21 protein-coding genes are annotated in these 24,336 nt (G+C 31.0%); 16 read left to right on the plus strand and 5 right to left on the minus strand.

All coding sequences use genetic code 11. The features are described from left to right. Nucleotides 1-83 precede the first annotated feature (83 nt). From alr to FMAG_RS11235, 15 genes are all read left to right on the plus strand, one after another. Entirely contained in the window at nucleotides 84-1,181 is a 1,098-nt protein-coding gene (gene alr / locus FMAG_RS11165; RefSeq protein ID WP_005886740.1) for an alanine racemase, read from the plus strand. Nucleotides 1,182-1,190: 9 nt separating this feature from the next. Continuing rightward, nucleotides 1,191-2,372: a class I SAM-dependent rRNA methyltransferase gene (locus FMAG_RS11170; protein WP_005886742.1), complete on the plus strand. Its 1,182-nt coding sequence runs from the start codon at nucleotides 1,191-1,193 to the stop codon at nucleotides 2,370-2,372. 12 nt (nucleotides 2,373-2,384) lie between these two features. Beyond that, entirely contained in the window at nucleotides 2,385-2,918 is a 534-nt protein-coding gene (locus FMAG_RS11175; protein WP_005886744.1) for a CvpA family protein, read from the plus strand. A 9-nt stretch (nucleotides 2,919-2,927) separates the two neighbouring features. Continuing rightward, nucleotides 2,928-4,004: an LptF/LptG family permease gene (locus FMAG_RS11180; protein ID WP_005886746.1), complete on the plus strand. Its 1,077-nt coding sequence runs from the start codon at nucleotides 2,928-2,930 to the stop codon at nucleotides 4,002-4,004. After that, nucleotides 4,004-5,086, plus strand: coding sequence for an LptF/LptG family permease (locus FMAG_RS11185; RefSeq protein WP_005886748.1), 1,083 nt, complete (start codon nucleotides 4,004-4,006; stop codon nucleotides 5,084-5,086). Before FMAG_RS11180 ends, FMAG_RS11185 begins: the two co-directional genes overlap by 1 nt. Nucleotides 5,087-5,109: 23 nt before the next feature. Beyond that, nucleotides 5,110-6,333 (plus strand): M16 family metallopeptidase, encoded by a 1,224-nt coding sequence (locus FMAG_RS11190; RefSeq protein ID WP_005886750.1) that lies wholly within the window; start codon nucleotides 5,110-5,112, stop codon nucleotides 6,331-6,333. Between the two features lie 12 nt (nucleotides 6,334-6,345). Continuing rightward, on the plus strand, nucleotides 6,346-6,786 hold the full coding sequence (gene dut / locus FMAG_RS11195; protein WP_005886754.1) for a dUTP diphosphatase: 441 nt from the start codon (nucleotides 6,346-6,348) through the stop codon (nucleotides 6,784-6,786). 10 nt (nucleotides 6,787-6,796) lie between these two features. Next, on the plus strand, nucleotides 6,797-7,903 hold the full coding sequence (rodA, locus tag FMAG_RS11200) for a rod shape-determining protein RodA (protein ID WP_005886756.1): 1,107 nt from the start codon (nucleotides 6,797-6,799) through the stop codon (nucleotides 7,901-7,903). Nucleotides 7,904-7,914: 11 nt separating this feature from the next. Then, complete coding sequence (locus FMAG_RS11205; RefSeq protein ID WP_005886757.1) at nucleotides 7,915-8,793, plus strand: RluA family pseudouridine synthase; 879 nt, start codon at nucleotides 7,915-7,917, stop codon at nucleotides 8,791-8,793. A 20-nt stretch (nucleotides 8,794-8,813) separates the two neighbouring features. Continuing rightward, nucleotides 8,814-10,115 carry an NCS2 family permease gene (locus FMAG_RS11210; protein WP_005886759.1) on the plus strand — a complete coding sequence of 434 codons (1,302 nt, stop codon included), beginning with the start codon at nucleotides 8,814-8,816 and terminating at the stop codon, nucleotides 10,113-10,115. Between the two features lie 366 nt (nucleotides 10,116-10,481). Then, nucleotides 10,482-12,017, plus strand: coding sequence for a glutathione ABC transporter substrate-binding protein (locus FMAG_RS11215; protein WP_005886761.1), 1,536 nt, complete (start codon nucleotides 10,482-10,484; stop codon nucleotides 12,015-12,017). 109 nt (nucleotides 12,018-12,126) lie between these two features. Beyond that, nucleotides 12,127-13,053, plus strand: a complete 927-nt coding sequence (gene nikB / locus FMAG_RS11220) for a nickel ABC transporter permease (RefSeq protein WP_040494217.1) — start codon at nucleotides 12,127-12,129, stop codon at nucleotides 13,051-13,053. A gap of 15 nt (nucleotides 13,054-13,068) precedes the next feature. Further along, complete coding sequence (nikC, locus tag FMAG_RS11225) at nucleotides 13,069-13,944, plus strand: nickel transporter permease (RefSeq protein ID WP_005886766.1); 876 nt, start codon at nucleotides 13,069-13,071, stop codon at nucleotides 13,942-13,944. Between the two features lie 15 nt (nucleotides 13,945-13,959). After that, nucleotides 13,960-14,955, plus strand: coding sequence for an ABC transporter ATP-binding protein (locus tag FMAG_RS11230; RefSeq protein ID WP_106991865.1), 996 nt, complete (start codon nucleotides 13,960-13,962; stop codon nucleotides 14,953-14,955). A 2-nt stretch (nucleotides 14,956-14,957) separates the two neighbouring features. Next, nucleotides 14,958-15,932, plus strand: coding sequence for an ABC transporter ATP-binding protein (locus tag FMAG_RS11235; protein ID WP_005886770.1), 975 nt, complete (start codon nucleotides 14,958-14,960; stop codon nucleotides 15,930-15,932). A gap of 111 nt (nucleotides 15,933-16,043) precedes the next feature. Here the strand turns inward: FMAG_RS11235 and FMAG_RS11240 are convergent, their stop codons facing one another. Both FMAG_RS11240 and FMAG_RS11245 read right to left on the minus strand, forming a co-directional pair. Continuing rightward, nucleotides 16,044-17,468 carry a cation:dicarboxylate symporter family transporter gene (locus tag FMAG_RS11240; RefSeq protein WP_005886771.1) on the minus strand — a complete coding sequence of 475 codons (1,425 nt, stop codon included), beginning with the start codon at nucleotides 17,466-17,468 and terminating at the stop codon, nucleotides 16,044-16,046. Between the two features lie 36 nt (nucleotides 17,469-17,504). Beyond that, complete coding sequence (locus FMAG_RS11245) at nucleotides 17,505-18,848, minus strand: CoA-disulfide reductase (RefSeq protein WP_005886773.1); 1,344 nt, start codon at nucleotides 18,846-18,848, stop codon at nucleotides 17,505-17,507. Nucleotides 18,849-19,025: 177 nt separating this feature from the next. Between FMAG_RS11245 and FMAG_RS11250 the strand changes: the two genes are divergently transcribed. After that, nucleotides 19,026-20,489 carry a uridine kinase family protein gene (locus tag FMAG_RS11250; RefSeq protein WP_005886775.1) on the plus strand — a complete coding sequence of 488 codons (1,464 nt, stop codon included), beginning with the start codon at nucleotides 19,026-19,028 and terminating at the stop codon, nucleotides 20,487-20,489. Nucleotides 20,490-20,589: 100 nt separating this feature from the next. On the opposite strand, the gene FMAG_RS11255 is transcribed toward FMAG_RS11250, so the two are convergent. Genes FMAG_RS11255 through FMAG_RS13440 form a run of 3 tightly spaced genes read right to left on the minus strand, consistent with a single transcriptional unit; the run spans nucleotide 20,590 to nucleotide 23,983 of the window. Further along, complete coding sequence (locus tag FMAG_RS11255) at nucleotides 20,590-21,525, minus strand: TAXI family TRAP transporter solute-binding subunit (protein WP_005886777.1); 936 nt, start codon at nucleotides 21,523-21,525, stop codon at nucleotides 20,590-20,592. A gap of 12 nt (nucleotides 21,526-21,537) precedes the next feature. Further along, nucleotides 21,538-23,487, minus strand: coding sequence for a TRAP transporter permease (locus tag FMAG_RS11260; RefSeq protein WP_005886779.1), 1,950 nt, complete (start codon nucleotides 23,485-23,487; stop codon nucleotides 21,538-21,540). A gap of 28 nt (nucleotides 23,488-23,515) precedes the next feature. Next, entirely contained in the window at nucleotides 23,516-23,983 is a 468-nt protein-coding gene (locus FMAG_RS13440) for a DUF1850 domain-containing protein (RefSeq protein ID WP_005886781.1), read from the minus strand. Nucleotides 23,984-24,336 lie beyond the last annotated feature (353 nt).

The following is a 24,336-nucleotide window of genomic DNA, read 5'->3' on the forward strand; positions in this document are numbered from 1 at the left end:
TTTGAGTTATTAGCTGAGTAGTTACAATATCTTTCAAATAAATTTATAGCTAAAGTAAGATTATTGCAGAGAGAGGGAAAAAAATGAGAGCATGGTTAGAAATAGAGATGGACAATTTAATTTTTAACATAAATAAAATAAGAGAAAAAGTTAATAATAGGGAGATAATGGCAGTAGTCAAAGCTAATAGCTATGGATTTGGAGCAAAAGAAACGGTGAGGTATCTATCAGAGCATGGAGTAAAATCTTTTGCTGTAGCTTGTCTTGATGAAGGGTTAGAATTAAGAGAGGCTGGAATAAAAGATGAAATATTAGTGTTGGGAATAGTATTTCCTGAAGAGATGGATATAGCTGATAAAAACAGTATTCAAATAACAGTTGGAAATTGGGAACAAATAGAGTATATTAAAAAAAATAATTTAAAAGTAGGTATACATATAAAGATAGATACAGGTATGGGAAGGTTAGGATTTTTACCAGAAGAGGGAGAGAGAGTAGTAGATTACTGTCTTGAAAATGGTATAAATATTATGGGTATCTATTCACATCTTTCTGATGCAGATGGATTTAATAGAGAATCAGATGATTATACAGAAACTCAAATTAAAAAATTTCAAATTTTTGAAAAATATAAAGATAAGGTAAAATATCTTCATATTTTAAATAGTGGAGGTATTTTGAGATTTAATGAAGAGATTAGTGGAAATATTGTAAGAGCTGGAATATGCATGTATGGTATGATAGCTAATTATAGAGTAGAAGATTTAAAGAGAGTATTTTGTGTAAAAACAAAGATTTTATCAATAAGAACAGTAGAAGATGATTCTTTTATCTCATATGGAAGAAAATATGTACTTCATAAAGGGGAAACATTTGCTACTATTGGAATGGGATATGCAGATGGAATAAAGAAAGAGTTTTCAAATAAAAGCTATGTTATTATTGAAGGGGAAAAATGTCCAATAATTGGAGAGATATGTATGGATATGTGTATGGTAAAAATACCAGAGTCCATAAAGGATAAAATATCTCTTGGTACAGAGGTAATTGTAGTGAGAGATGATATCATAGAGGAGATAAATATAGAACATAAGTGTTCTTGGGATATACTTACAGGGATAGGTAGAAGAGTATATAGGGTATATAAAGAGAATGGAAAACCATATTTAATAGCGAGATAAGGAGTGAAGATGGCTAAGATAATTTTACAAAAGGGAAAAGAGAAAAAGATTCAAAACTTTTATCCCAATGTATTTAAAGATGAAGTAAAAAGTATAATAGGAAAGATAGAAAATGGAGATGTAGTAGATGTTTGCACTGAGGATATGACATTTGTAGGAAGAGGATATGTAACTGACTCTACATCTGCTTATGTGAGAGTACTTACTACAAAAGATGAAAAGATAGATAAAGATTTTATCTTAAATAAAATAAGAAGTGCTTATAAAAAGAGAGAGCACCTATATAATGAAACAAACTGTATAAGAGCATTTTTCTCAGAGGGAGATGGGATTCCAGGACTTATAATAGATAAGTTTGATAAATATGTAGCAGTACAATTTAGAAATTCTGGAGTAGAAAGATTTAGACAAGAGATAATAAATGCTATTAAAAAAGTTATGAAACCAAAGGGAATCTATGAAAGAAGTGACGTAGAAAATAGAACTCATGAGGGAGTAGAGCAAAAGACAGGAATTATCTTTGGAGAGATTCCAGAAAGAGTTATTATGGAGGATAATGGACTTAAGTATGGAATAGATATTATAGATGGACAAAAGACAGGATTTTTCTTAGATCAAAGAGATTCTAGAAAATTTATTAGAAAGTATTTAAATAAAGACACTAGATTCTTAGATGTATTTTCTAGTAGTGGTGGATTTTCTATGGCTGCTTTAAAAGAGAATTGTAAAAAGGTCGTAGCCATAGACAAAGAGCCTCATGCTCTTGAGCTATGTAGAGAAAATTATGAGTTAAATGGGTTTGAAGGAAATTATACAACTATGGAAGGAGATGCTTTTTTACTTCTTAAAACTCTTGTAGGAAGAGGAGAAAAGTATGATGTAATTACATTAGACCCACCATCTTTAATTAAGAGAAAGGCTGATATTCATAAGGGAAGAGATTTTTTCTTTGACCTATGTGATGATAGCTTTAAGCTTTTAGAAGATGGAGGAATATTAGGGGTAATTACTTGTGCTTATCATATATCTCTTCAAGATTTAATAGAGGTAACAAGAATGGCAGCTTCTAAAAATGGAAAACTTTTACAAGTGATAGGAATAAACTATCAGCCAGAAGACCACCCATGGATATTACATGTTCCAGAAACTTTATACTTAAAGGCATTATGGGTGAAAATAATTAATAATTAAAAAGGGGTAACTATGTATTTAGATATTATTATATTAGTGGTATTGATTTTAGCAATTTTAGATGGATTAAAAAATGGTTTATTTGTAGAGTTTTTATCAGTATTTGGTTTAGTAATCAATTTTATAGCAGCTAGATATTTTACTCCAATACTAATACAATTTTTAAATCTTAAATCAAATGATACTAATTATTTTATAGTTTATATAGTTATGTTTTGGGCTGTATATATTGTGATAGGATTAATATTACATTTCCTAAAAAATATTATGGAAGGATTGACAAAGGGGTTTGTATTGAGAATCTTAGGTGGGATAATAGGAGCAGCAAAAGGAGCTGTCCTAGCTCTAGTAGTAATTTTTATATTTAACTTTACAAGTGATTTACTTCCAGAGATAAAAAAATATGGAAATAATAGTAGAGCAGCAGAGACAATGTTAAAAGTGGCACCACTTATAGAGGAGTATATTCCAAAGGTATTTAAAGAGAAATTAGATGCTGTAAAAAATGAAAAATTAATAGATAAGTATATGAATAAGATTTTTTAGGAGAGATATATGAAACTTATAGATAAATATATTTTAAATGAGATAAAAATACCTGTTATCTTTGGAGTTTCTCTATTTACTTTTATATTTTTAATAGATATCATAGTAGCTATGATGGAAAATATAATAGTAAAGGGAATATCTATCATAGATGTAATGAGAATTTTATCTTTCTATCTACCTCCTATACTTTCACAAACTATACCAATGGGAATGTTTCTAGGGATAATGTTAACTTTTTCAAAATTTACTAGAACAAGTGAGGCTACTGCTATGAGTGCTGTTGGTATGTCATTAAGAGATATAGTGAAACCTATATTTGTAGCAGCTTGCTGTGTTACTCTTTTTATATTTTTCTTACAAGAGAGTATTATTCCAAGATCTGTAGCAAAATTACAATTCTTAACAGCTAAGATAGCCTATGAAAATCCTGTATTCCAACTTAAAGAGAAAACGTTTATAGATGAGGTTGATGAGTACAATCTATATATAGATAGAATGGAAGGAAAGGAGAAAAAGGCAAAAGGAATTTTAATATTCCAAAAAGCTGAAGATAAACCATTTCCTACTGTGATAGTTGGAGAGGAAGCATATTGGAAAGACTCAGCTATGGTACTTATAAATTCAAAGTTTTATAACTTCAATGATAAGGGAAAAGAGGTTTTAAGAGGAGAATTTGATGAAAAAAGAATACCGCTAGCTGCATATTTTAGTGAGATAGAGGTAAAAGTAAAAGATATAGAGGCTATGGGAATAGGAACTCTTCTAAAAGAGATGAAAGATAAAACTCCTGCAGAGAAGATTCCTTATAAGGTAGAGATAAATAAAAAATTAGCAGTTCCATTTTCTACTATGATGTTGTCATTGCTAGGAGTATTCTTATCAATAGGGCATCACAGAAGTGGAAAGGGAGCTAATTTTGCTTTGAGTTTAATAGTAATATTTTCTTATATCACTTGTTTAAATGTTGGAATGGTAATGGCAACAAAAGGTATTATTCCTGCTTTTATAGGAGTATGGATACCAAATGTGATACTTTTCTTATTGACACTATTTATGTATAAGAAAAAGGCAGAGGTGATATAGTGAAGATTATTGATAAATATATTAGTAAAAATTTTATAAAATCCTTTATGTTGAGTTTGATGGCTTTTATGGGAATATTTATAGTAAGTCAGTTATTTAGAGTGGTAAAATATCTAAGTGATGGTAGATTTACTCCAGGAGATGCTGTTTACTACATAATTACACTTCTTCCTAGAACTTTTATAGATGTAGCACCATTAGCGGTACTATTAGGAAGTATGATGACTATAAGTAGTATGGCTTCAAATTTAGAGATTATCTCTCTAAAAACTTCTGGAATAAAATTTAGAAGGATAGTATTATTCCCTATTATAATATCAGCTATAATATCTGGAGTAGTGTTTTTTGTAAATGATACTCTCTACCCAATCTCTTTGAAAATAAATAGAGATTTGAGAAGTGGTGAGGTACAAAAAAGAGTAGCTCCATTAGAAAAAAGAAATGCCTTTTTAAGAGGAGAGGATTCTAACTATATATATCTTATGCAAAAGGTAAATAGAGAGACAGGATTTGCTGAAAATATAGAGATAGTAGATTTAAATAAAAGTTTTGATAAAATAGAGAGAATAATAACAGCCCCAGAGGGAAGATATAATTTTGGCAAAAAAGTATGGATGTTAAAAGATGTAAATATCTACTATGGAGATGATAATAAAAAGCCAGAAACAAAGGAATTTTTCTCAGATAGCAAATATGGAGATAATCCAGAGCATTTTATAACTCTTACTGTTGAGCCAAGAACTCTTACTATAAAAGATTTAAAAAAGACTATTAGAGAGATGAAGAGTATTGGTGGAGATACTAGAGAGCTTTTAGTGGAGTTAGGAAATAGATACTCTTTCCCATTTGCAAGTTTTGTAATATCATTTTTAGGGCTTGCACTAGGAGGAAGATATGTAAGAGGAACTTCAGCAGTGAGTTTAGGAATATGTGTACTGCTAGGATACGGATATTATGTTGTACAAGCTTCTTTTGAAGCTCTTAGTGCCAATGGATTTTTAAATCCATTTGTAGGAGGATGGATTCCTAATATAATGTTTTTGGTAGTAGGAATATATCTGTTAAATAAAGCAGAGTATTAAATAATATAGAATGGAGTGAATTGATGAGTATAGAGGTAAGAAAACTTAGTAATGGAATACCTGTACTTATGGATAATATAGATAGTATAAATACTATAAGTCTAGGAATATTTGTAAAGACAGGTTCAAGAGATGAATATCCAGAGGAGAGTGGAGTATCTCACTATATAGAGCATATGATGTTTAAAGGAACAACTAACAGAACTGCTAAAGATATTTCTGAAGAGGTAGATAATGAGGGGGGAATGATAAATGCCTACACAAGTAGAGATACAACTTGTTATTATATTCAAATGTTATCTAACAAGATAGAAAAGGGAGTAGAGATACTTTCAGATATGTTTGCCAACTCTACTTTTACAGAGGAAAATCTTGAAAAAGAGAGAAATGTAATAATAGAAGAGATAAGAATGTATGAGGATATTCCAGAGGAAATTATCCACGATGAGAATATAAAATTTGCTGTAACAGGAACTCAATCAAATAGTGTATTAGGAACAATAGAGAGTTTAAATGGAATAGATAGAGATAGATTTGTAAAATATTTTAAAGATCAATATAGAGCTTCTAATTTAGTTATCTCAGTAGCTGGGAAGATGGATTGTGATAAGTTATTTGAGATGCTAGAAAAAGGATTTGGAAAGTTAGAAGATTATCCTGTAGAGAGAAATATAGATAATAATTACACTATTAACAGTGGAGAAAATAAAATAGTTAGAGATACTAACCAAGTTCATCTATGTTTTAATACTAAAGGTGTAAGCCTTGTAGATGAGATGAAATATCCAGCAGCTATTATCTCTAGTGTATTAGGTGGAAATATGAGTTCAAGACTTTTCCAAAAGATTAGAGAGGAGAGAGGGCTAGCTTACTCTGTTTATACATATTCAAGTGCTTTCTTAGAGGGTGGAGTTTTTACTGTGTATGCAGGAACTACTCATGAAAGTTATCGTGATGTAATAGATATAATAAGAGATGAGTTTGAAGATATAAGAGAGAATGGAATAACAGCTTACGAGCTTCAAAAATCTAAAAATCAATTCTTAAGTATGCTTACATTTAGCTTAGAGGGAAGTAAAGGAAGAATGAATAGAATGGCAAACTCTTATCTATTATATGGAGAGGTAATAGATATAGATAAGATAATCAATTCCATAGAGAAAATAACTTTAGATGATATTAAAGAAACAGCTAAGGTTATTTTTGATGAAAAATATTATTCATGGACAATTTTAGGGAATGTATAAGGAGAAATAGAGATGGAAAAAGTTAAAGTACAAGTTTTAATATCTGAGGGAGTTACTCTTCCAAAATATGAAACATCTGGTTCAGCTGGAATGGATGTTAGAGCAAATATTTCTGAGCCAATAGTTTTAGGATCATTAGAGAGAGTATTAGTTCCAACAGGGATAAAAATGGCAATACCAGAGGGATATGAAGTACAAGTAAGACCAAGAAGTGGACTTGCATTAAAGCACGGTATCAGTATGGCTAATACACCTGGAACAATAGATAGTGATTATAGAGGAGAGATTGGAGTTATTCTTATTAATCTTAGTAAAGAGGAATATATAATTCAACCTCAAGAGAGAATAGGACAGCTTGTATTAAATAAAGTGGCACAGATGGATTTTGAAGTTGTAGAAAGCTTAGATGAAACTGAAAGAGGTGCTGGAGGATTTGGGCACACTGGAAAATAAGAGGTAGCAGATGAAAAATAGTAGAGATATAAAACTTCTTTTTAAAAGATTGAAAAAGATGAATAACTTTCTTGTTTTAAATGCACTTTTGATAGTTTGTATAAGTATCTCTACAATATATAGTGCAACTATTTCAAGAACATCATCATTTTATATAAAAGAGAGCATTTGGACAGTAATAGGTCTAATAGCATATTTAGTAGTAACAATGATAGATTATAAAAAATATTTAAAATACTATAAAGTGTTATATTTATTAAATATTTTAATGTTACTTTCAGTTTTTGCCCTGGGGGTAAGTAGGCTAGGAGCTCAAAGATGGATAGATTTAGGACCAGTGAGTATACAGCCCTCAGAGGTTGGAAAAGTTTTAGTAGTTATAACTCTATCTGCTTTCCTATCTATACATTTTAAAGATAGATTAGTAGGAATAAAAAGTGTAATAATAGCAGTAGCACATATAGCACCAGTTTTATTACTTATTTTAAAACAGCCAGATTTAGGAACAACCCTTATAATACTTATGACTTTTAGTGTTATAATTTTTATGTATGAATTGGATTGGAAAACTATTATAATATTAGGGCTTAGTGGAGTGGCTTTTGTTCCTTTTGCTTATTTTTTTCTTTTAAAAGATTATCAGAGACAGAGAGTACTTACCTTTTTAAATCCAGAGGCAGATTTGCTAGGAAGTGGTTGGAATGTAACTCAATCTATGATAGCTATTGGTTCTGGAGAGCTTTATGGAAAAGGATTTTTGAATAGTAGTCAGAGTAAGTTGAGATTTCTTCCAGAAGCTCATACTGACTTTATAGTTTCAGTATTCTTAGAAGAGAGAGGTTTTTTAGGAGGGGTTTTGCTTTTTGGACTTTATTTTCTTCTAATTATGCAGATAGTGTATATAGCAGAAACTACTAGTGATAGATTTGGAAGGCTTGTTTGTTATGGAATAGCAGGGATTTTCTTTTTTCACTTTGTAATCAATGTGGGAATGACGATGGGAATAATGCCAGTAACAGGAAAACCGTTATTGCTTATGAGTTATGGGGGGACTTCATTACTTATTAGTTTTATAATGCTTGGAATAGTTCAGAGTGTGAGGATATATAGAGATTAAATAGGAGAGATATGGAATATCTAATAGATAAAGAGTATGAAGATGTAAGGTTAGACAAATTTTTAAGAAAAAAGTTACCAGATATGGCATTAACTGAGATTTTTAAATGTATTAGAGTAGGAAAAATAAAAGTTAATGGAAAAAAATCTAAAGAAAACTATAGACTTCAGTTAAATGATGTGGTAAAATTATTCTTTGTGGTAGAAAGTAAGGAATGTGACAAAAATAACAATATAAATAAAATAAATAGTGAAAAGTTTGAAAAAATAAAAAAATATATTGTTTATGAAGATGATAGAGTTTTGATACTAAATAAAAAAGCTAATATGGTTATGCATAAAGGGAGCGGACATGAATATGGAGTTTCTGAAATATTAAAAGAGTATCTAAATAATCCTAACTTTAACTTTGTAAATAGAATTGATAAAGCTACTTCAGGTCTTGTTGTAGGAGCTAAAAGTTTAGTTGTAACAAGAGAATTATCAGAGGAGATTAGAGAGAGAAAAGTAGATAAAAAATACTATATCTTAGTTGAAGGAAAAGTTAAGAGAAGAGAGTTTCAAATAAAGAGTTATTTGAAAAAACTAGAAGATAAAGTTGTAGAGTTAGAACAATACGAAGAGGGAGCTAAAGAGAGTTTAAGCTTTTTTAAAGTTGTAGAGTATGGAAAAAATTGTACATTACTAGAAGGGACATTAGGAAGTGGAAGAACTCATCAGCTAAGAGTTCAATTAGCTTCTATGGGAAATCCTATAATAGGGGATAGTAAATATGGAAAAGGTAAAGAAAAGATGATGTATCTATTCTCTCATTATTTAAAAATAGAGAAATATGGTATAGAGATAGATTTACCTATTCCTAAAGAGTATATTCAAAGGTTATCTAAATAAAATTTATATAGGAGGAAAAAATGGAAAACACAGGAATGTTAGAAAGGCTGTATAAGATTTCTGAAAGAGGAAGTACAGTAAAACAAGAGGTAATAGGAGGACTTACTACGTTTTTAGCTATGTCTTACATCATCTTTGTTAACCCTTCAATTTTAGGAATGACAGGAATGGACAAGGGAGCTTTAATTACAGTTACTTGTTTAACATCAGCACTAGCAACTATTATTTCTGGAGTTTGGGCAAATGCACCATTTGCTTTAGCACCAGGTATGGGACTAAATGCTTTCTTTACATTTACACTTGTATTAGGAAGAGGTCTATCTTGGGAAACTTCATTAGGTATTGTATTTATGTCAGGAGTATTTTTCTTTATACTATCTTTAGGTGGAATTAGAGAGAAGATAGCTTATGCTATTCCTATGCCATTGAAGATAGCAGTAGGTGGAGGAATAGGACTGTTTATTACATTTATAGGATTAATTAATATGGGATTAGTTGCAGCTAATCCAGCTACAATAGTAGGACTTGGAGAGATGAAAATTACTACAATTTTAGGAATAATAGGTCTTGTTGTAGCAATTGTTTTAGAGATAAAGCAAGTTAAAGGTGGTATGTTAATAGGAATAGTTATCACTACAATATTAGGATTTATAACAGGAAATATAGCACTTCCAGAAAAAGTGGTATCTCTTCCACCAAGTATAGCACCAATAGCAGGAAAATTAGATATAGTTGGTGCTTTTAAACTATCACTAATAGGACCTATATTTTCGTTCATGTTTGTTGATCTATTTGATACATTAGGAACATTAATCTCTTGTTCAAGACAGGCAGGAATTATTGATAAGGATGGAAAAATTCAAGGCTTTGGAAGAATGCTTTACACAGATGTTTTCTCTACAATTATTGGTTCAGTTTTAGGTACAAGTACAGTAACAACTTATGTTGAATCTGCGGCAGGAGTAGCAGTAGGGGCTAAGACAGGATTAGCTTCAGTTGTAACAGGGTTACTATTTTTATTTGCACTATTATTTTCTCCATTAGTAGCTGTAGTACCAGGATATGCTACTGCATCTGCTCTTGTAATAGTAGGAGTGTATATGTTTAAGCAAGTAAAAGACTTAGATTTTGGAGATTTAAAAACTCTATTCCCTTGTTTTATAATAATTGTAATGATGCCACTTACTTACAGTATTAGTACAGGATTAAGCTTAGGATTTTTAAGTTATATTCTAATACACTTAATTACAGGAGATTTTAAAAAATTAAATATTACTTTAATTTTTATAGGAGCACTTTGCTTAGTAAATCTTTTAGTATAATATAATTATGATAATTGAGTTCAAAAACTTTTTGAACTCAATTTTTTTATAAAAAAATAATCTTAAAAAAATAGTATAATATTATAGAAACATCAACTAAAATAAGTATTTATTCATTGTATTAATTTTTTTTATACAAACAATAAATATCATTAATTTGACAAATTGTGGATATTGTAGTAAATTTTTATGTATGAGAGAGAAATATTTCATATTTTGAAAGAAATAGTACAGAATAATGAAAAGAGTATTATAAAAGTACAAATCTTTGTTAATACTCTAAAAAAATATGTATATTGAAAAAATTTTTTCAAAAAAATGGAATTTAAAAAGGTAGAGAAAGTAGAAAGTAGGAGGAAGTTTAGTATGAGAAGGAAATTTTATTTACTTGTAGCAGCACTGCTGTCAATTTTCTTATTTGTTTCTTGTGGTGGAAGTAAGGAAGAAACAGCTAAAAAAGGTGGAGTAAAAGATACATTAGTAGTAGCAAATGGAGCTGATGCGAAATCATTAGACCCACATGCAACTAATGACGCACCAAGTTCAAGAGTAACAGTACAAATCTATGATAGACTTGTAGAGCAGGATGATAATATGAATATAGTACCAAGCCTTGCTGAGTCTTGGGAGCAACCAGATGGAATGACTACTATATTTCATTTAAAAAAGGGAATTAAATTTCATAATGGAGATGAGTTAAAAGCTTCAGATGTAAAATTTTCTTTAGATAGAATGAAGGCATCACCTCAAGTATCTCATATCATAGGAACTGTGGATAAAATAGAAGTAATAGATGATTATACAGTAAAAATAATAACAAGTGAGCCTTTTGGAGCTCTATTAAACCACTTAACTCACCCAACAGCAGCTATAATGAGTGAGAAAGCTGTAAAAGCAGCAGGAGATTCTTATGGACAACATCCAGTAGGAACAGGACCTTATAAGTTTGTATCTTGGCAATCAGGAGATAAAATTACTCTAGAAGCTAATCCTGATTACTTCTTAGGAGTAACTCCTATAAAAAATGTAGTATTCAGACCAGTTACCGAAGCATCTAATAGAACTATTGGAATAGAAACTGGAGAATTAGATTTAGCTTATGATATAGAAGGGTTAGATAGAGAAAAATTAAGAAATGATGATTCAATCGTATTCTTAGAAGAACCATCTTTTGGAATTGACTACATTGGATTCAATACAAGAAAAGCACCATTTGATAATGTAAAAGTAAGACAAGCAATAGCTACTGCTATCAATGCGGATGATTTTATAACAGCTGTATACAAAGGTTCAGGAGAGAAAGCAAACTCACTAATTGGACCAAAAGTATTTGGGTATACTACTGAGGCTAAGGCTTGGGAGTATAATGTAGAAAAGGCTAAACAACTATTAGCAGAAGCTGGATATCCAAATGGATTTAAAGCAAAAATCTGGATAAATGAAAATGTTGAAAGAAGAGATATAGCTATAATACTTCAAGCTCAATTAAAAGAGATTGGAATAGACCTAGCTGTTGAAACTCTTGAGTGGGGAGCATATTTAGACGGTACAGCTAGAGGAGACCATGAGTTATTTATGTTAGGTTGGGTAACTGTAACTGGAGATGCTGACTATGGATTATATCCATTACTTCACTCATCAAGCTTTGGTGGAGCTGGAAATAGAGCATTTTATCACAATCCAAAAGTGGATGAACTATTATCAAAAGCTAGAGTATCTATAAACCAAGAGGAAAGAAAAGAGTTATATAAAGAGGTTCAAATTATAGCTCAAGAAGAGGTTCCATACTATGTAACTGCATATAAATCACAAAACGCAGCACTGCAAAAAAATATAGAAAACTTCAAACTTAAACCAGCGGGACATCACAGACTTTATGGAGTAAAATTTAAAACAAATTAATCTAAAAAGTTATTAATAGGCTGTGTCTTAATTGATACAGCCTTTTTATGTAAATTAAAATTTAAAAGGAAAGGAGAGGACACCTAAAATGTAGAGTGTCAAAATGAATATGCACAAGTATGTATTAAAAAGAATTTTACTACTTATTCCTGTATTATTAGGAGTATCATTATTAGTTTTCGCTATAATGTCGTTAACACCTGGAGATCCAGCACAGTTAATATTAGGGGAAAATGCACCAAAAGAAGCTGTATTAAAATTAAGAGAAGAGATGGGATTAAATGATCCATTCTTTATGCAGTATTTTAGATTTGTTAAAAATGCAATTATGGGAGATTTTGGAAGATCATATACTACTGGAAGAGAAGTATTTGGAGAGATATTTGTTAGATTCCCAAATACTCTTATATTAGCAGTAATTGGTATCATAATATCTGTATGTATTGGTATACCAATAGGTATAATTTCAGCTACTAGACAATACTCTTTCTTAGATAGCTTTAGTATGGTAATAGCTCTTTTAGGAGTTTCTATGCCAGTATTCTGGTTAGGACTTATGTTAATCTTAACTTTCTCTGTAAAATTAGGATGGCTACCATCTGGAGGATTTGATGGCTTGAAGAGTATTATTCTACCAGCAGTAACCTTAGGAGTTGGTTCAGCAGCTATTATTACAAGAATGACTCGTTCATCTATGCTAGAGGTAATAAGACAAGACTATATCAGAACAGCTAGAGCTAAAGGGGTAGCAGAAAAAGTTGTTATCAATAAACATGCTCTTAAAAATGCTCTTATTCCTATCATTACAGTTGTAGGATTACAATTTGGACATCTATTAGGAGGAGCTGTACTTACTGAGTCAGTATACTCTTGGCCAGGTGTAGGAAGATTGATGGTAGATGCAATTAGACAAAAAGATACACCTACTGTATTAGCAGCTGTTGTTTTCTTAGCTGCAGCATTCAGTGTTGTAAACTTATTGGTAGATATATTATATGCTTATGTTGACCCTAGAATTAAATCTCAATATAAGTAATAAGGGGGAAAAATAATGTCGAATACAAATACTTCAAATAAAAAGAGAAGTCAGTGGGTAGAGGTATGGAGAAGATTAAAAAGAAATAAGATGGCTGTTTTAGGACTAATTATTTTAATTATTCTTGTCTTACTTGCTGTATTTGCTGATGTTATAGCCAATTATGATAATGTAGTTATAAAACAAAATCTAGCTCATAGATTACAAGGACCAAGTGCAGCACACTGGCTTGGAACAGATGAGTTTGGTAGAGATATATTTGCAAGACTTGTACATGGAACAAGAGTATCATTACAAGTAGGTATTGTGGCTGTTGGAATATCAATAGTTATTGGAGGAATTTTAGGAGCAGTAGCTGGATATTATGGTGGAAAATTAGATAATACTATAATGAGAATTATGGATATTTTCCTAGCAGTACCAAGTATCTTACTTGCAATAGCAATAGTTTCAGCTTTAGGACCAAGTATTATCAACCTTATGTTAGCTATTAGTATTTCAAGTGTACCTAGTTATGCTAGAATAGTTAGAGCTTCAGTACTTTCTATTAGAGACCAAGAGTTTATAGAAGCAGCTAAAGCTATTGGAGCAAGTAATACAAGAATAATTTTTAGACATATAATTCCTAACTCTTTAGCTCCTGTTATTGTACAAGCTACATTAGGAGTAGCAAGTGCAATCTTATCAACAGCGGGACTAAGCTTTATCGGACTAGGAATTCAACCACCAGCACCTGAGTGGGGTTCTATGCTATCTGGAGGTAGACAATACCTAAGATATGCTTGGTGGGTAACAACATTCCCAGGAGTAGCTATAATGATAACAATTCTTTCTCTTAACCTATTAGGAGATGGATTGAGAGATGCCTTAGACCCAAGATTGAAACAGTAGTTAATTTAGGAGGAAGTGTCAATGAGTAATTTATTAGAGATAAAAGATTTAACTATACAGTATGTTACTGAAGATGAAGTAGTATCTGCTGTAAATGGATTAGAAATAGAGTTAGCAGAAGGAGAAACAATAGGACTAGTTGGAGAGACTGGAGCAGGAAAAACTACAACTGCTCTAGGGATAATGGGGTTAGTTCCTAACCCACCTGGAAAAATATTAAGTGGGAAAATAACTTTTGAAGGTAAAGATTTACTTTCATTACATGAAGAAGAGATGAGAAAAATCAGAGGAAATAAAATCTCTATGATTTTCCAAGACCCTATGACATCGTTAAACCCAGTTATGACAGTAGGAGAGCAAATTGCTGAGGTTATAGAGATACATGAGCAATTAGGAAAAGAAAAATCTTTTGAAAAAGCAAAAGAGATGTTAGAGTTAGTTGGAATACCTGGTGCAAGAGCTAATGACTTTCCACATCAATTCTCTGGAGGAATGAAACAAAGGGTTGTTATAGCTATTGCCTTGGCTTGTAACCCAAAACTTTTAATAGCTGACGAGCCGACAACTGCTCTAGATGTTACTATTCAAGCTCAAGTACTAGATCTTATGAATGATTTAAAAGAGAAATTTAAAACTGCTATGATACTTATAACACATGACCTTGGAGTAGTTGCTCAAGTATGTGATAAGGTAGCTATTATGTATGCTGGAGAGATTGTAGAAGCAGGTAGCTTAGTAGATGTATTTGAAAATCCTAAACACCCATATACTCATGGATTATTTGGTTCTATTCCTAGCCTTGATGAAGAGTGCGATAGATTAAAACCAATACAAGGACTTATGCCAGACCCTACTAACTTACCATCAGGATGTAAATTCCACCCTAGATGTCCACATGCTACAGAACTTTGCTCAAAAGAGCAACCAAAAGTTACTGAAATAGAGAAAGGACATAAAGTAAGATGCCTTATTTGTGAAGGAAAAGTAAAAGAGATAGGGGAGGAAAAATAATAATGGAAAACAAAGTATTATTAGAAGTAAAAAATCTAAAGAAATATTTTAATACTCCTAAAGGACTTTTACATGCAGTAGATGATATCAACTTTACTATTTGTGAAGGAAAAACTCTAGGAGTAGTTGGAGAGTCTGGTTGTGGAAAATCTACAACAGGAAGAGTTATCTTAAGACTTCTTGAGGCAACAGATGGAGAGATACTATTTGAAGGAGAAAACATCAGAAACTACTCAAAAGAGCAAATGAGAGAGATGAGAAAAAAGATGCAAATTATTTTCCAAGACCCATTTGCTTCTCTTAACCCAAGAATGACAGTAAGTGAGATAATTGCTGAGCCATTAATTATACATAAAATGTGTAAATCAAAAGAAGAATTAGAAGCTAGAGTAAAAGAGCTTATGGATACAGTTGGGCTTAGTGAAAGACTTATGAATACTTATCCGCATGAGCTAGATGGAGGAAGAAGACAAAGAATAGGTATAGCTAGAGCATTAGCATTAAAACCTAAATTTATAGTTTGTGATGAGCCAGTATCAGCTCTTGACGTATCAATTCAAGCTCAAGTTCTAAACCTAATGAAAGATCTACAAGAAGAGTTTGGACTTACATATATGTTCATAACACATGACTTATCAGTTGTAAAACACTTCTCTGATGATATAGCTGTAATGTATCTTGGACAATTAGTTGAAAAAGCACCATCTAAGATGCTTTTCAAAAACCCAATTCACCCATATACAAAAGCACTTTTATCGGCTATACCAGTACCAAGTGTAAAGAAAAAAATGGAGAGAATAAAACTTCAAGGGGAGATTACTTCTCCAATTAATCCAGATAAAGGATGTAGATTTGCAAAAAGATGTGTTTATGCAAAAGATATTTGTAGACAGCAAGAGCCTGCTTTAAGAGAGGTAGGAGAAGGTCACTTCTATGCTTGCCATCTAGCTGAAGAGTTAGGATTTGTAGAGAAATAAAATCTTATAAGGGGTTTAAATTTAAGATATAAAATAGTGTAATTAAAAAACCTCAAGAATAACAGAGATTAATAAGTTATTCTTGAGGTTTTTTATATTATAATAAAATTATTATTCCATCTCAGAAGATGTAGATTCATTTCCTGCTAAAGGATTTGAATAAGTATTTAAATCTATTTGTCCTAAGCTCTTATCAACTATTAAAGCATTAGTAACAGAACCGATAACATTTAACATAGTTCTAGGCATATCTATAATAGGGTCGATAGCTAGTATAGGATTAATCATAGGGAATAGAGCAGCAAGTCCTGTTCCAGATAATCCAACTGAAGCAGCCATTGTAGCAGTACCAGGAATTCCTGCAATACCTAGAGAACTAATAGCTACAACAATTACAGCCATTGCAAATAGAGTCATATCAACACTGTTTCCACTCATATGAGTAACGAAAACTATAGTTAAAGCTGGGAAAACACCAGCACAACCTTGCATTCCAGCAGTTGTACCAAAACTTCCTACAAAACTTGCAGTTGATTCAGTAACTCCAAGTTTATTAGTTAATGTAGATATAGTAACAGGTAGACAACCAACACTTGATCTTGATGTAAAAGCAAGAATTAATAATGAAGTTGATTTTTTTACATAAGTAAATGGATTTAATCCAAATAGAGAAACAGCTATCATTTGGATAATAAACATAATAGCTACAGCTAAGTATAATACAACTATGAATTTTCCAACTTCAGCTATTGCATGAACTCCTTTTTGAGCTATTGTATTAGCAAGTAGAGGAACAACTGCAGCTGGCATCCATTTGATGATACTCATAGCCATAGATACGATGATTTTTTGTAAAGCATTTATTAAATCGAAGAAAGGCTTTACTATATCCATATATTTTTTAGACATTCTCTTAGCAGCTACTCCAACTATTGAAGAGAAAATTACTAATCCAACGATATTTAAGTTAACCATTGCTTCTACTGGGTTAGAAGGAATTAGAGCCTTTAATGTATCTACGATATTTTTTACCTCTCTAATTTGTTTTCCACCTTGAGCTACTACAGTATTTACAGTATCAACTTTTCCAACTTTGAAGATAATTCCAAGAGCTAGTCCAACAGCAACAGCAACAGCAACCATAACTAAAGAGACAACAAGAGTTCTCTTAACTAAAGAACCAAGATTTGCATCTTCTTTCATATTGATGATAACGTGGATAATAGATACCATAACTAATGGAATAACAAGCATTCTAACTAAAGATATAAATCCACTACCTAATAAACTATACCAAAGAGTTGTTTCTCTTACAAATGTAAGTTCCATAGGATCATTAGGGAATCCAGCAACAAATTGTATAACTAGTCCTAAAATTAAACCTATAACAGTAGCAGTCATTACTTTAGCAGAAAAGTTAAATTTTTGTTTAGGTAATCTATTGATAACCATAATAATAGCAATTAAAGCTATTAAGAAAATAATAGTTTTTACATCACTAATCATTAAAAATTGTTGAAAAAATACATTGTTCATGTTAAAGATATCTCTCCTTTATTTTATATATTAAATTTATTTAGCAACATTTCCAGCAACGTTCATAACGTCCCAAGTTCTAGCAAATGGTGGAGCATAACAGAAATCCATCATTCCAATTTCATCAACGGTAAGCTCTGAATAGATAGCAGTAGCTAAAGAGTCAACTCTTAAAACTGCTCCTTTTTTACCAGCTATTTGCGCTCCTAATAAAACTCTTGTATCAGCATTATATATTAATTTAACAAAAATATCCTCTCTTCCTGGATAGTAATTTGTTTGGTTTTTATCTTTTACAAATACAGTTTTGTAATTGATTCCCATTTTGATAGCTTCATTTTCAGTAATTCCTGTTCTACCAGCTTCTACATCTAAAACTTTTATAGCAGCAGAACCAAGAGTTCCAGCAAATGGAGTATTTTTACCAGCAAGGTTTTCTCCTACAATTCTACCGATTTTATTAGCAGTAGTAGCAAGAGGAATATATACATTTTCCTTTCTTACTCTATGGTAAACAGTTGCACAATCTCCAGCTGAATAGATAGAGTCTATACTTGTTTTTCCAAATTCATCTATAACAAGAGCACCATTTGGTAACATCTCAATGCCAGTTTCTTTTAAGAAAGCTGTATTAGGTCTAACTCCAGTAGAGATAACAACTAAATCAGCTTTGTATTCTCCTTTGTTAGTTTTGATACCAACAACTTTTCCATCTTTTTCTATTATCTCTTGAACTGCCTCTTCAAGATGTAACTCTACACCTTCATGAGCTCTGATTTCTTCTTCCATAACATCAGTAATCTCTTTATCAAAACTTTCAAGAAGAACTCTTTCTCCTAATTGTATAAGTCTAACGCTTCTTTTTCCTAAGTGTTTAGCTGCTTCTACAACTTCAATACCAATATACCCAGCTCCAACAACTATAATATCTTGGATTTCCTCTTTCATCATCTCTTCTTTTAAAATTATACCATCAGTATAATCCTTTAGAGTATAAACTCCCTTTGCAGAAAGATTTTTTATTGGAGGCATAATAGCATGAGCTCCTGTTGCCACCATAAGTTTGTCATAGTTATCTTTAAAAATTTCCCCAGTTACTAAGTTTTTAATAGTAATCTCTTTTTTCTCAATATCAATACCAATAACTTCATGCTTGATTTTGATATTCATTCCTGCTTCAATAAATTTTTCAACAGGTCTAGCAATCATGTTGTTTGGATCTTCATAGAAGTTTCCAACATAATAAGGAAGTCCACAAGCTCCCCATGAAACGATTTCAGTTTTTTCATAGATAACAATTTCAGCATTCTTATCTATTCTACTAGCTTTAGCTGCAGCTGACATTCCAGCAGCAACACCACCAATAATAATGATTTTCATAATACCCTCCTATATTTCATATAGTCTTCAAAAAGACATTACGATAGATAGTATAGCATAAAATCTAAAATAAGACTAGTGGTGTCTATTAATTTTTTTTGAAATGTAGTATAATATTGATAGAATAATTAGGATTAAAAATAAAAATTAGACTAAAAGTAGATTGAGGTGGAAAAGATGGTAAAGATTAAAACAAAAAAATATTCAACAACATTAAAATTAATACTTTTAAAAGCAGTAAATGATCTATTTCCAAATAGAAAGGTAATCATAGATAACTCCTTAAATAATGGTGTATATGGTTATATAGAAAAGTTTTCTCTAACTGAAGAAGATGTAGAAAAAATTTCTAATAAGATGAAAGAGATAATAGAAAAAAATTATCCAATAGAATTAATTAGTAATAATAATGAAGAATTAAAAGCTAGAAGCAGCGAGATAGAAAGAGAAGATGTAAGAAAACTTTTGGATAATAGTGGTTGGACAAGTATAATGGAATATGCAATAGATGGATATCATGACTATGTTTATGAAAGACCATATAAATTTACTGGAGATGTAGATTTATTTGAACTAACAAAATATAATAATGGATTTATTTTAAAATATCCACTTACAGAGGAAAAAGTATTACCACCTAAAATAGATACTCCTAAGTTAGCAAAAGTATTTGATGATGCAGGAAGATGGAATCAAATACTGGGAGTAGATACTTTAGGAAGTCTAAATGAAAAAGTTTTACATAAGGAGATAGGGGAATTAATAAGAGTAAACGAAGCTCTACATCATAAAGAAATAGCTAAAATAGCAGAGCAAATATCTAAAAATGATAAGATAAAATTGGTTACGATAGCAGGACCATCGTCATCTGGTAAAACAACATTCAGTAAAAGGCTATATATTCATTTAAGGGCTAATGGGATAAATCCAATAGTAATATCACTGGATAACTATTATATAGGAAGAGCTAACGTTCCTTTAGATGAAAATGGACAAAAGGATTTTGAAACAATAGAAGCTCTTGATTTAAAACTTTTAAACCAAAATTTAAAAGAGTTGATAGATGGAAAAGAGGTAGAGATACCTGAATATAACTTTATTACAGGTGAAAGAGAAAAAGTAGGAAATATGATGAAAGTTCCAGAGAAAAATGGAATAATTATAATAGAGGGAATACATGGGTTAAATGAAAGGCTTACTTCTGAAATTCCTAGAGAAAACAAATTTAAAATATACATTAGTTGTCTAACTCAATTGAATATAGATAAGCATAATAGAATATCTACAAGTGATGTGAGAGAGATAAGAAGATTAGTTAGAGATAGCCTTTCAAGAGAGGAGAAAGGAGAGGGAACTCTAGCAATGTGGGCTTCTGTAAGAAGAGGAGAAGAAAAACATATTTTCCCTTATCAAGAGGAAGCAGATGCACTGTTTAATAGTAATCTTGTATATGAATTGGGAATATTAAAAAGTTATGCTTTGAGAGAGCTTATTAAAATAAGTCCAAATAGTCCATATTATGATGAAGCAAAGAGAATAATGAGATTTTTATATTGTTTTGTAGATATAAAAGCTGATTTAGTTCCAGATGACTCTATCTTGAAAGAGTTTATAGGTGGAAGTATTTTTTATAAATACTAATAAATTTTTTGATAATAAATAAAAAATAAAGAGCAAGTTTAATTTAATTCACTAACTTGCTCTTTTTATTTTCTTAGTATTTTCTCTGGATTTTTATATATTATTTAATACCTTTTTCTGAGAAATATTTTTCAGCACCTGGGTGTAATTTAATACTCATACCTTCTAATCCTGTATCATCTTTTATAAATTCTCCTACTTTATGAGCAGCTTTTATTCTATCACTATTAGCATACATAGATTTTAACATATTATAAACCATATCTTCAGATAATTTAGAGCTTACTACAAGCATAGATTGAACTGTTAGTGTTTGTGCATCTTCTTTTTGAGTACTATAAGTTCCACCTTTGATTTTATAATCAGTGTAGTAAGAGTATTTTTCTTTTAATTTATTTGCTAAGTCTTCATCTATATTAACAACTTTAACATCTCTTTGAGTAGCTAAGTCAACAATTGCTGATGTAGGAACTCCTGCAACTAAGAAAGCAGCATCAATTTGCTTATCTCTTAAGCCAGTAGCAGCTTCAGCAAAAGATAGGTATTGAGGTTTATAATCTTTCTCTCCTATTCCAGCTGCCTCTAATATTTGTACAGCATTACAATAAACTCCACTTCCAATAGCTCCAATAGCAACTTTTTTACCTCTTAAATCTTCTATTGAATTGATACTATCATCAGTTGTGATACATTGGATAGGCTCACTATATAAAGTAGCCATTCCTCTTATATTTTCTATTTTCTTTTCAAATAATTCTACTCCATTTTCAGCATAAGATGCAACGTCATTTTGAATAATAGCAACATCTATATCTCCCTTTTCCAACATATTTACGTTGGCAACAGAAGCTCCAGTAGATTCAGCAGTAGCATTTACTCCTTTTATATTAGAGTTCCAAATTTCAGCAAAAGCTCCTCCTAAAGGATAATAAGTTCCAGCTGTTCCCCCAGTACCTATGTTGATATAAGTAGTTTGTTCTCCACCACAAGCTCCTAATCCTACAACCATTGCTAATAAAGCTAATACTTTTTTCATAACAAATCCCTCCTAATTTAATTTTGATTTTTTACTTTGATAAATATAAACTACTACAATAATTACAATTCCTATGATGTCAGTTAAGAAACCTGGCTCTAATGTTAAAACTCCAGCAATTATTAGGAAAATTCTTTCAAGCATATTCATATTAGTTTTAAAATATCCTGTCAATCCTACAGATACACAAGTTATACCAATAATAGCTGTAATAATTTTTGGAATAACAGTTATTCCTGGATTAATCATAATTAACTCTGGACTTAAAACAAACATATATGGTATTAAGAAAGCTCCAATAGCTAATCTAGTTGCTTGTAATCCTGTCTTCATAGGTTCTGACTTAGCAACTCCAGCAGCAGCAACAGCAGCAAGACATACAGGTGGAGTGACATCAGCTATGATACCAAAATAGAAAACAAATAGATGAGCAGCTAACACTGGAACTATTGGTATCCCAGTAGCATCATGAATAAGTAATATAGCTGGGGCAGCAATAGTAGAAGTTATGACATAGTTAGCTGTAGTAGGAACTCCTATACCTAAAATTAATGAAGTAATCATAGTAAATAATAGAGTCAACATCAAATTTCCATTAGCTACTCCAACTAAGATAGAACCAACTTTTAATCCTAACCCTGTTTTAGTAACAACACCTGTAATAATTCCAGCACAAGCACAAGCAGCAATAACAGTTAGAGCACTTTTAGCTCCTTGTACCATTCCCTCTAATATATCTCTAAATGATAATCTAGTCTCTTTTTTAATAGCTGCACAAAGTATAGTAGAAGCAACAGCTCCAAGAGCAGCATAGATAGGAGACCAACCACTACTTAATAATCCGATTACTGCAAAGATTGGTATGATTAATTGACCTCTGGCTTTCATAACTTTAGAAAATTTTGGAATATCTTCTTTAGGTAATCCTTTTAATCCTAATTTTTTAGCTTCAAAATGAACTCCAATAAATACTCCTAAATAGTATAAAACAGCTGGAATAGCAGCAGCTAATATAACTTTAGAATAAGGTGTTCCTGTAATTTCAGCAAGTAGGAAAGCAGCGGCTCCCATTATAGGTGGCATAAGTTGTCCACCAGTAGATGCAGTAGCTTCAACAGCTCCAGCAAACTCTCCTTCATAACCTAATCTTTTCATCATAGGAATTGTAAAGCTTCCTGTTCCAACAACATTGGCAACAGAACTTCCAGAAAGAGTACCCATACAAGCACTTGAGATAACTGCTACCTTAGCTGGTCCACCTGGAGAACTTCCAGATATAGAGTTAGCTAAATCTATAAAAAATTCTCCCATTCCAGTTTTTTCAAGATAAGCTCCAAACAGTAAAAACATAAATATAAATGTAGAAGAAACTTGAATAGGTAATCCCATTATTCCCTCTGTAGTATAGAAAAGGTGTTGAACTAGCCCAGAAAGATTTACACCTCTATGTCCTAAAGCCCCAGGAATACTTCTTCCAACTAAAGCGTATATGATGAAAGCAATAGATATAATAACCATAGGTAAACCTATAACTCTTCTAGCAGCTTCTAAAACTAAAAGAATTGCAATTCCACCGACTACCATATCAACTCCATTTATAAGACCTTGTCTCATTACAATATCTTTAAAGAAAATGACCACATATAAGCAACAAGCTCCAGCTAGTAATCCAAGTATACAATCTAATGGATGAAGACTATATTTATCCATCTTTGAGCTAGTAGGATAGAGAAAAAATACTGCTGTCAATCCAAAAGCTAAGTGAATAGAACGAGCAATTTGAGCATCAATCCCCCCTCTTATAGAGTAATATAGTTGGAATACAGTAAAGCAAAATAGTAATATCCAGATTACTTTTCCTTGAAATCCAGACAGCACTCTAAATCTAGAACCTTTGTCATATTTTGCTAGTAATTCATCAACATTGTTGATGTTGTCCTTTGTAGTATCAGTTTTGTTCATAACTCTCCCCCTTTTGAATTTTATATATTTATTTAATAGTTATTGATATTTTTGTAGGTTTATTTCCAAGTATATCATCAGATAAACTATATTTTTTACCATTTACTCTTAAGTAATGTTTTGCAATAGGAGATATAACCATATTGATATTTTTAAAACTTCTATCTGTTTTTAATATCATCTTTCCATCTTTTATCTCTAAGCTTCCCTCTTCAGGAAGAAAAGGTAATCCAACTCCATAAGAGCTGTACTCTGTTTTTATTAATCTCATCTTATCATCATCTACCACAAAAAATTCTTCAGCCTCTGTTTTCATTACAGAATGAGTATAACCTAAGGAAAAAGTGTTGTCTTCTAACTTATAGGTATATACTTTTTTATTAGTTAAATCATTTATTTCAAGGAGATATGCAGTTTTAAGATGAGAGAGTAGAAATAGTATGATAATTAGAAAGAAAAAAGAGATAAAAATAAGTTTTTTTCTTTTTATTAACAAAATAAATCACTCCATTAAATTTAATATATTTTGTATATCTTCTTTCGATGTTTGAATAATACCACTTTTATACTAACATGTCAATAGATTTTTAAAAAAAATTTTTATAAATTTTTAAAATGTATTTTTTTATCAAAATAGTAAGTTTAGAATTTTTATATCAGTTTTATAACAAATTATTTCGAAAGTGAGAATTTGAAAAGAGGTTAAAAATGTGATAGAATATCTAAAAAATAAAGAGATAATTATTTAATTAATAGTTTGATATATTAATAAAAGATAAAAAATAGCTATAGCTGAATAGGAGATAAATAAAGAAAGAGTAGATGAGGATAACCTTATCTACTCTTTTA

This window comes from Fusobacterium mortiferum ATCC 9817 (assembly GCF_000158195.2).
Classification (GTDB): domain Bacteria; phylum Fusobacteriota; class Fusobacteriia; order Fusobacteriales; family Fusobacteriaceae; genus Fusobacterium_A; species Fusobacterium_A mortiferum.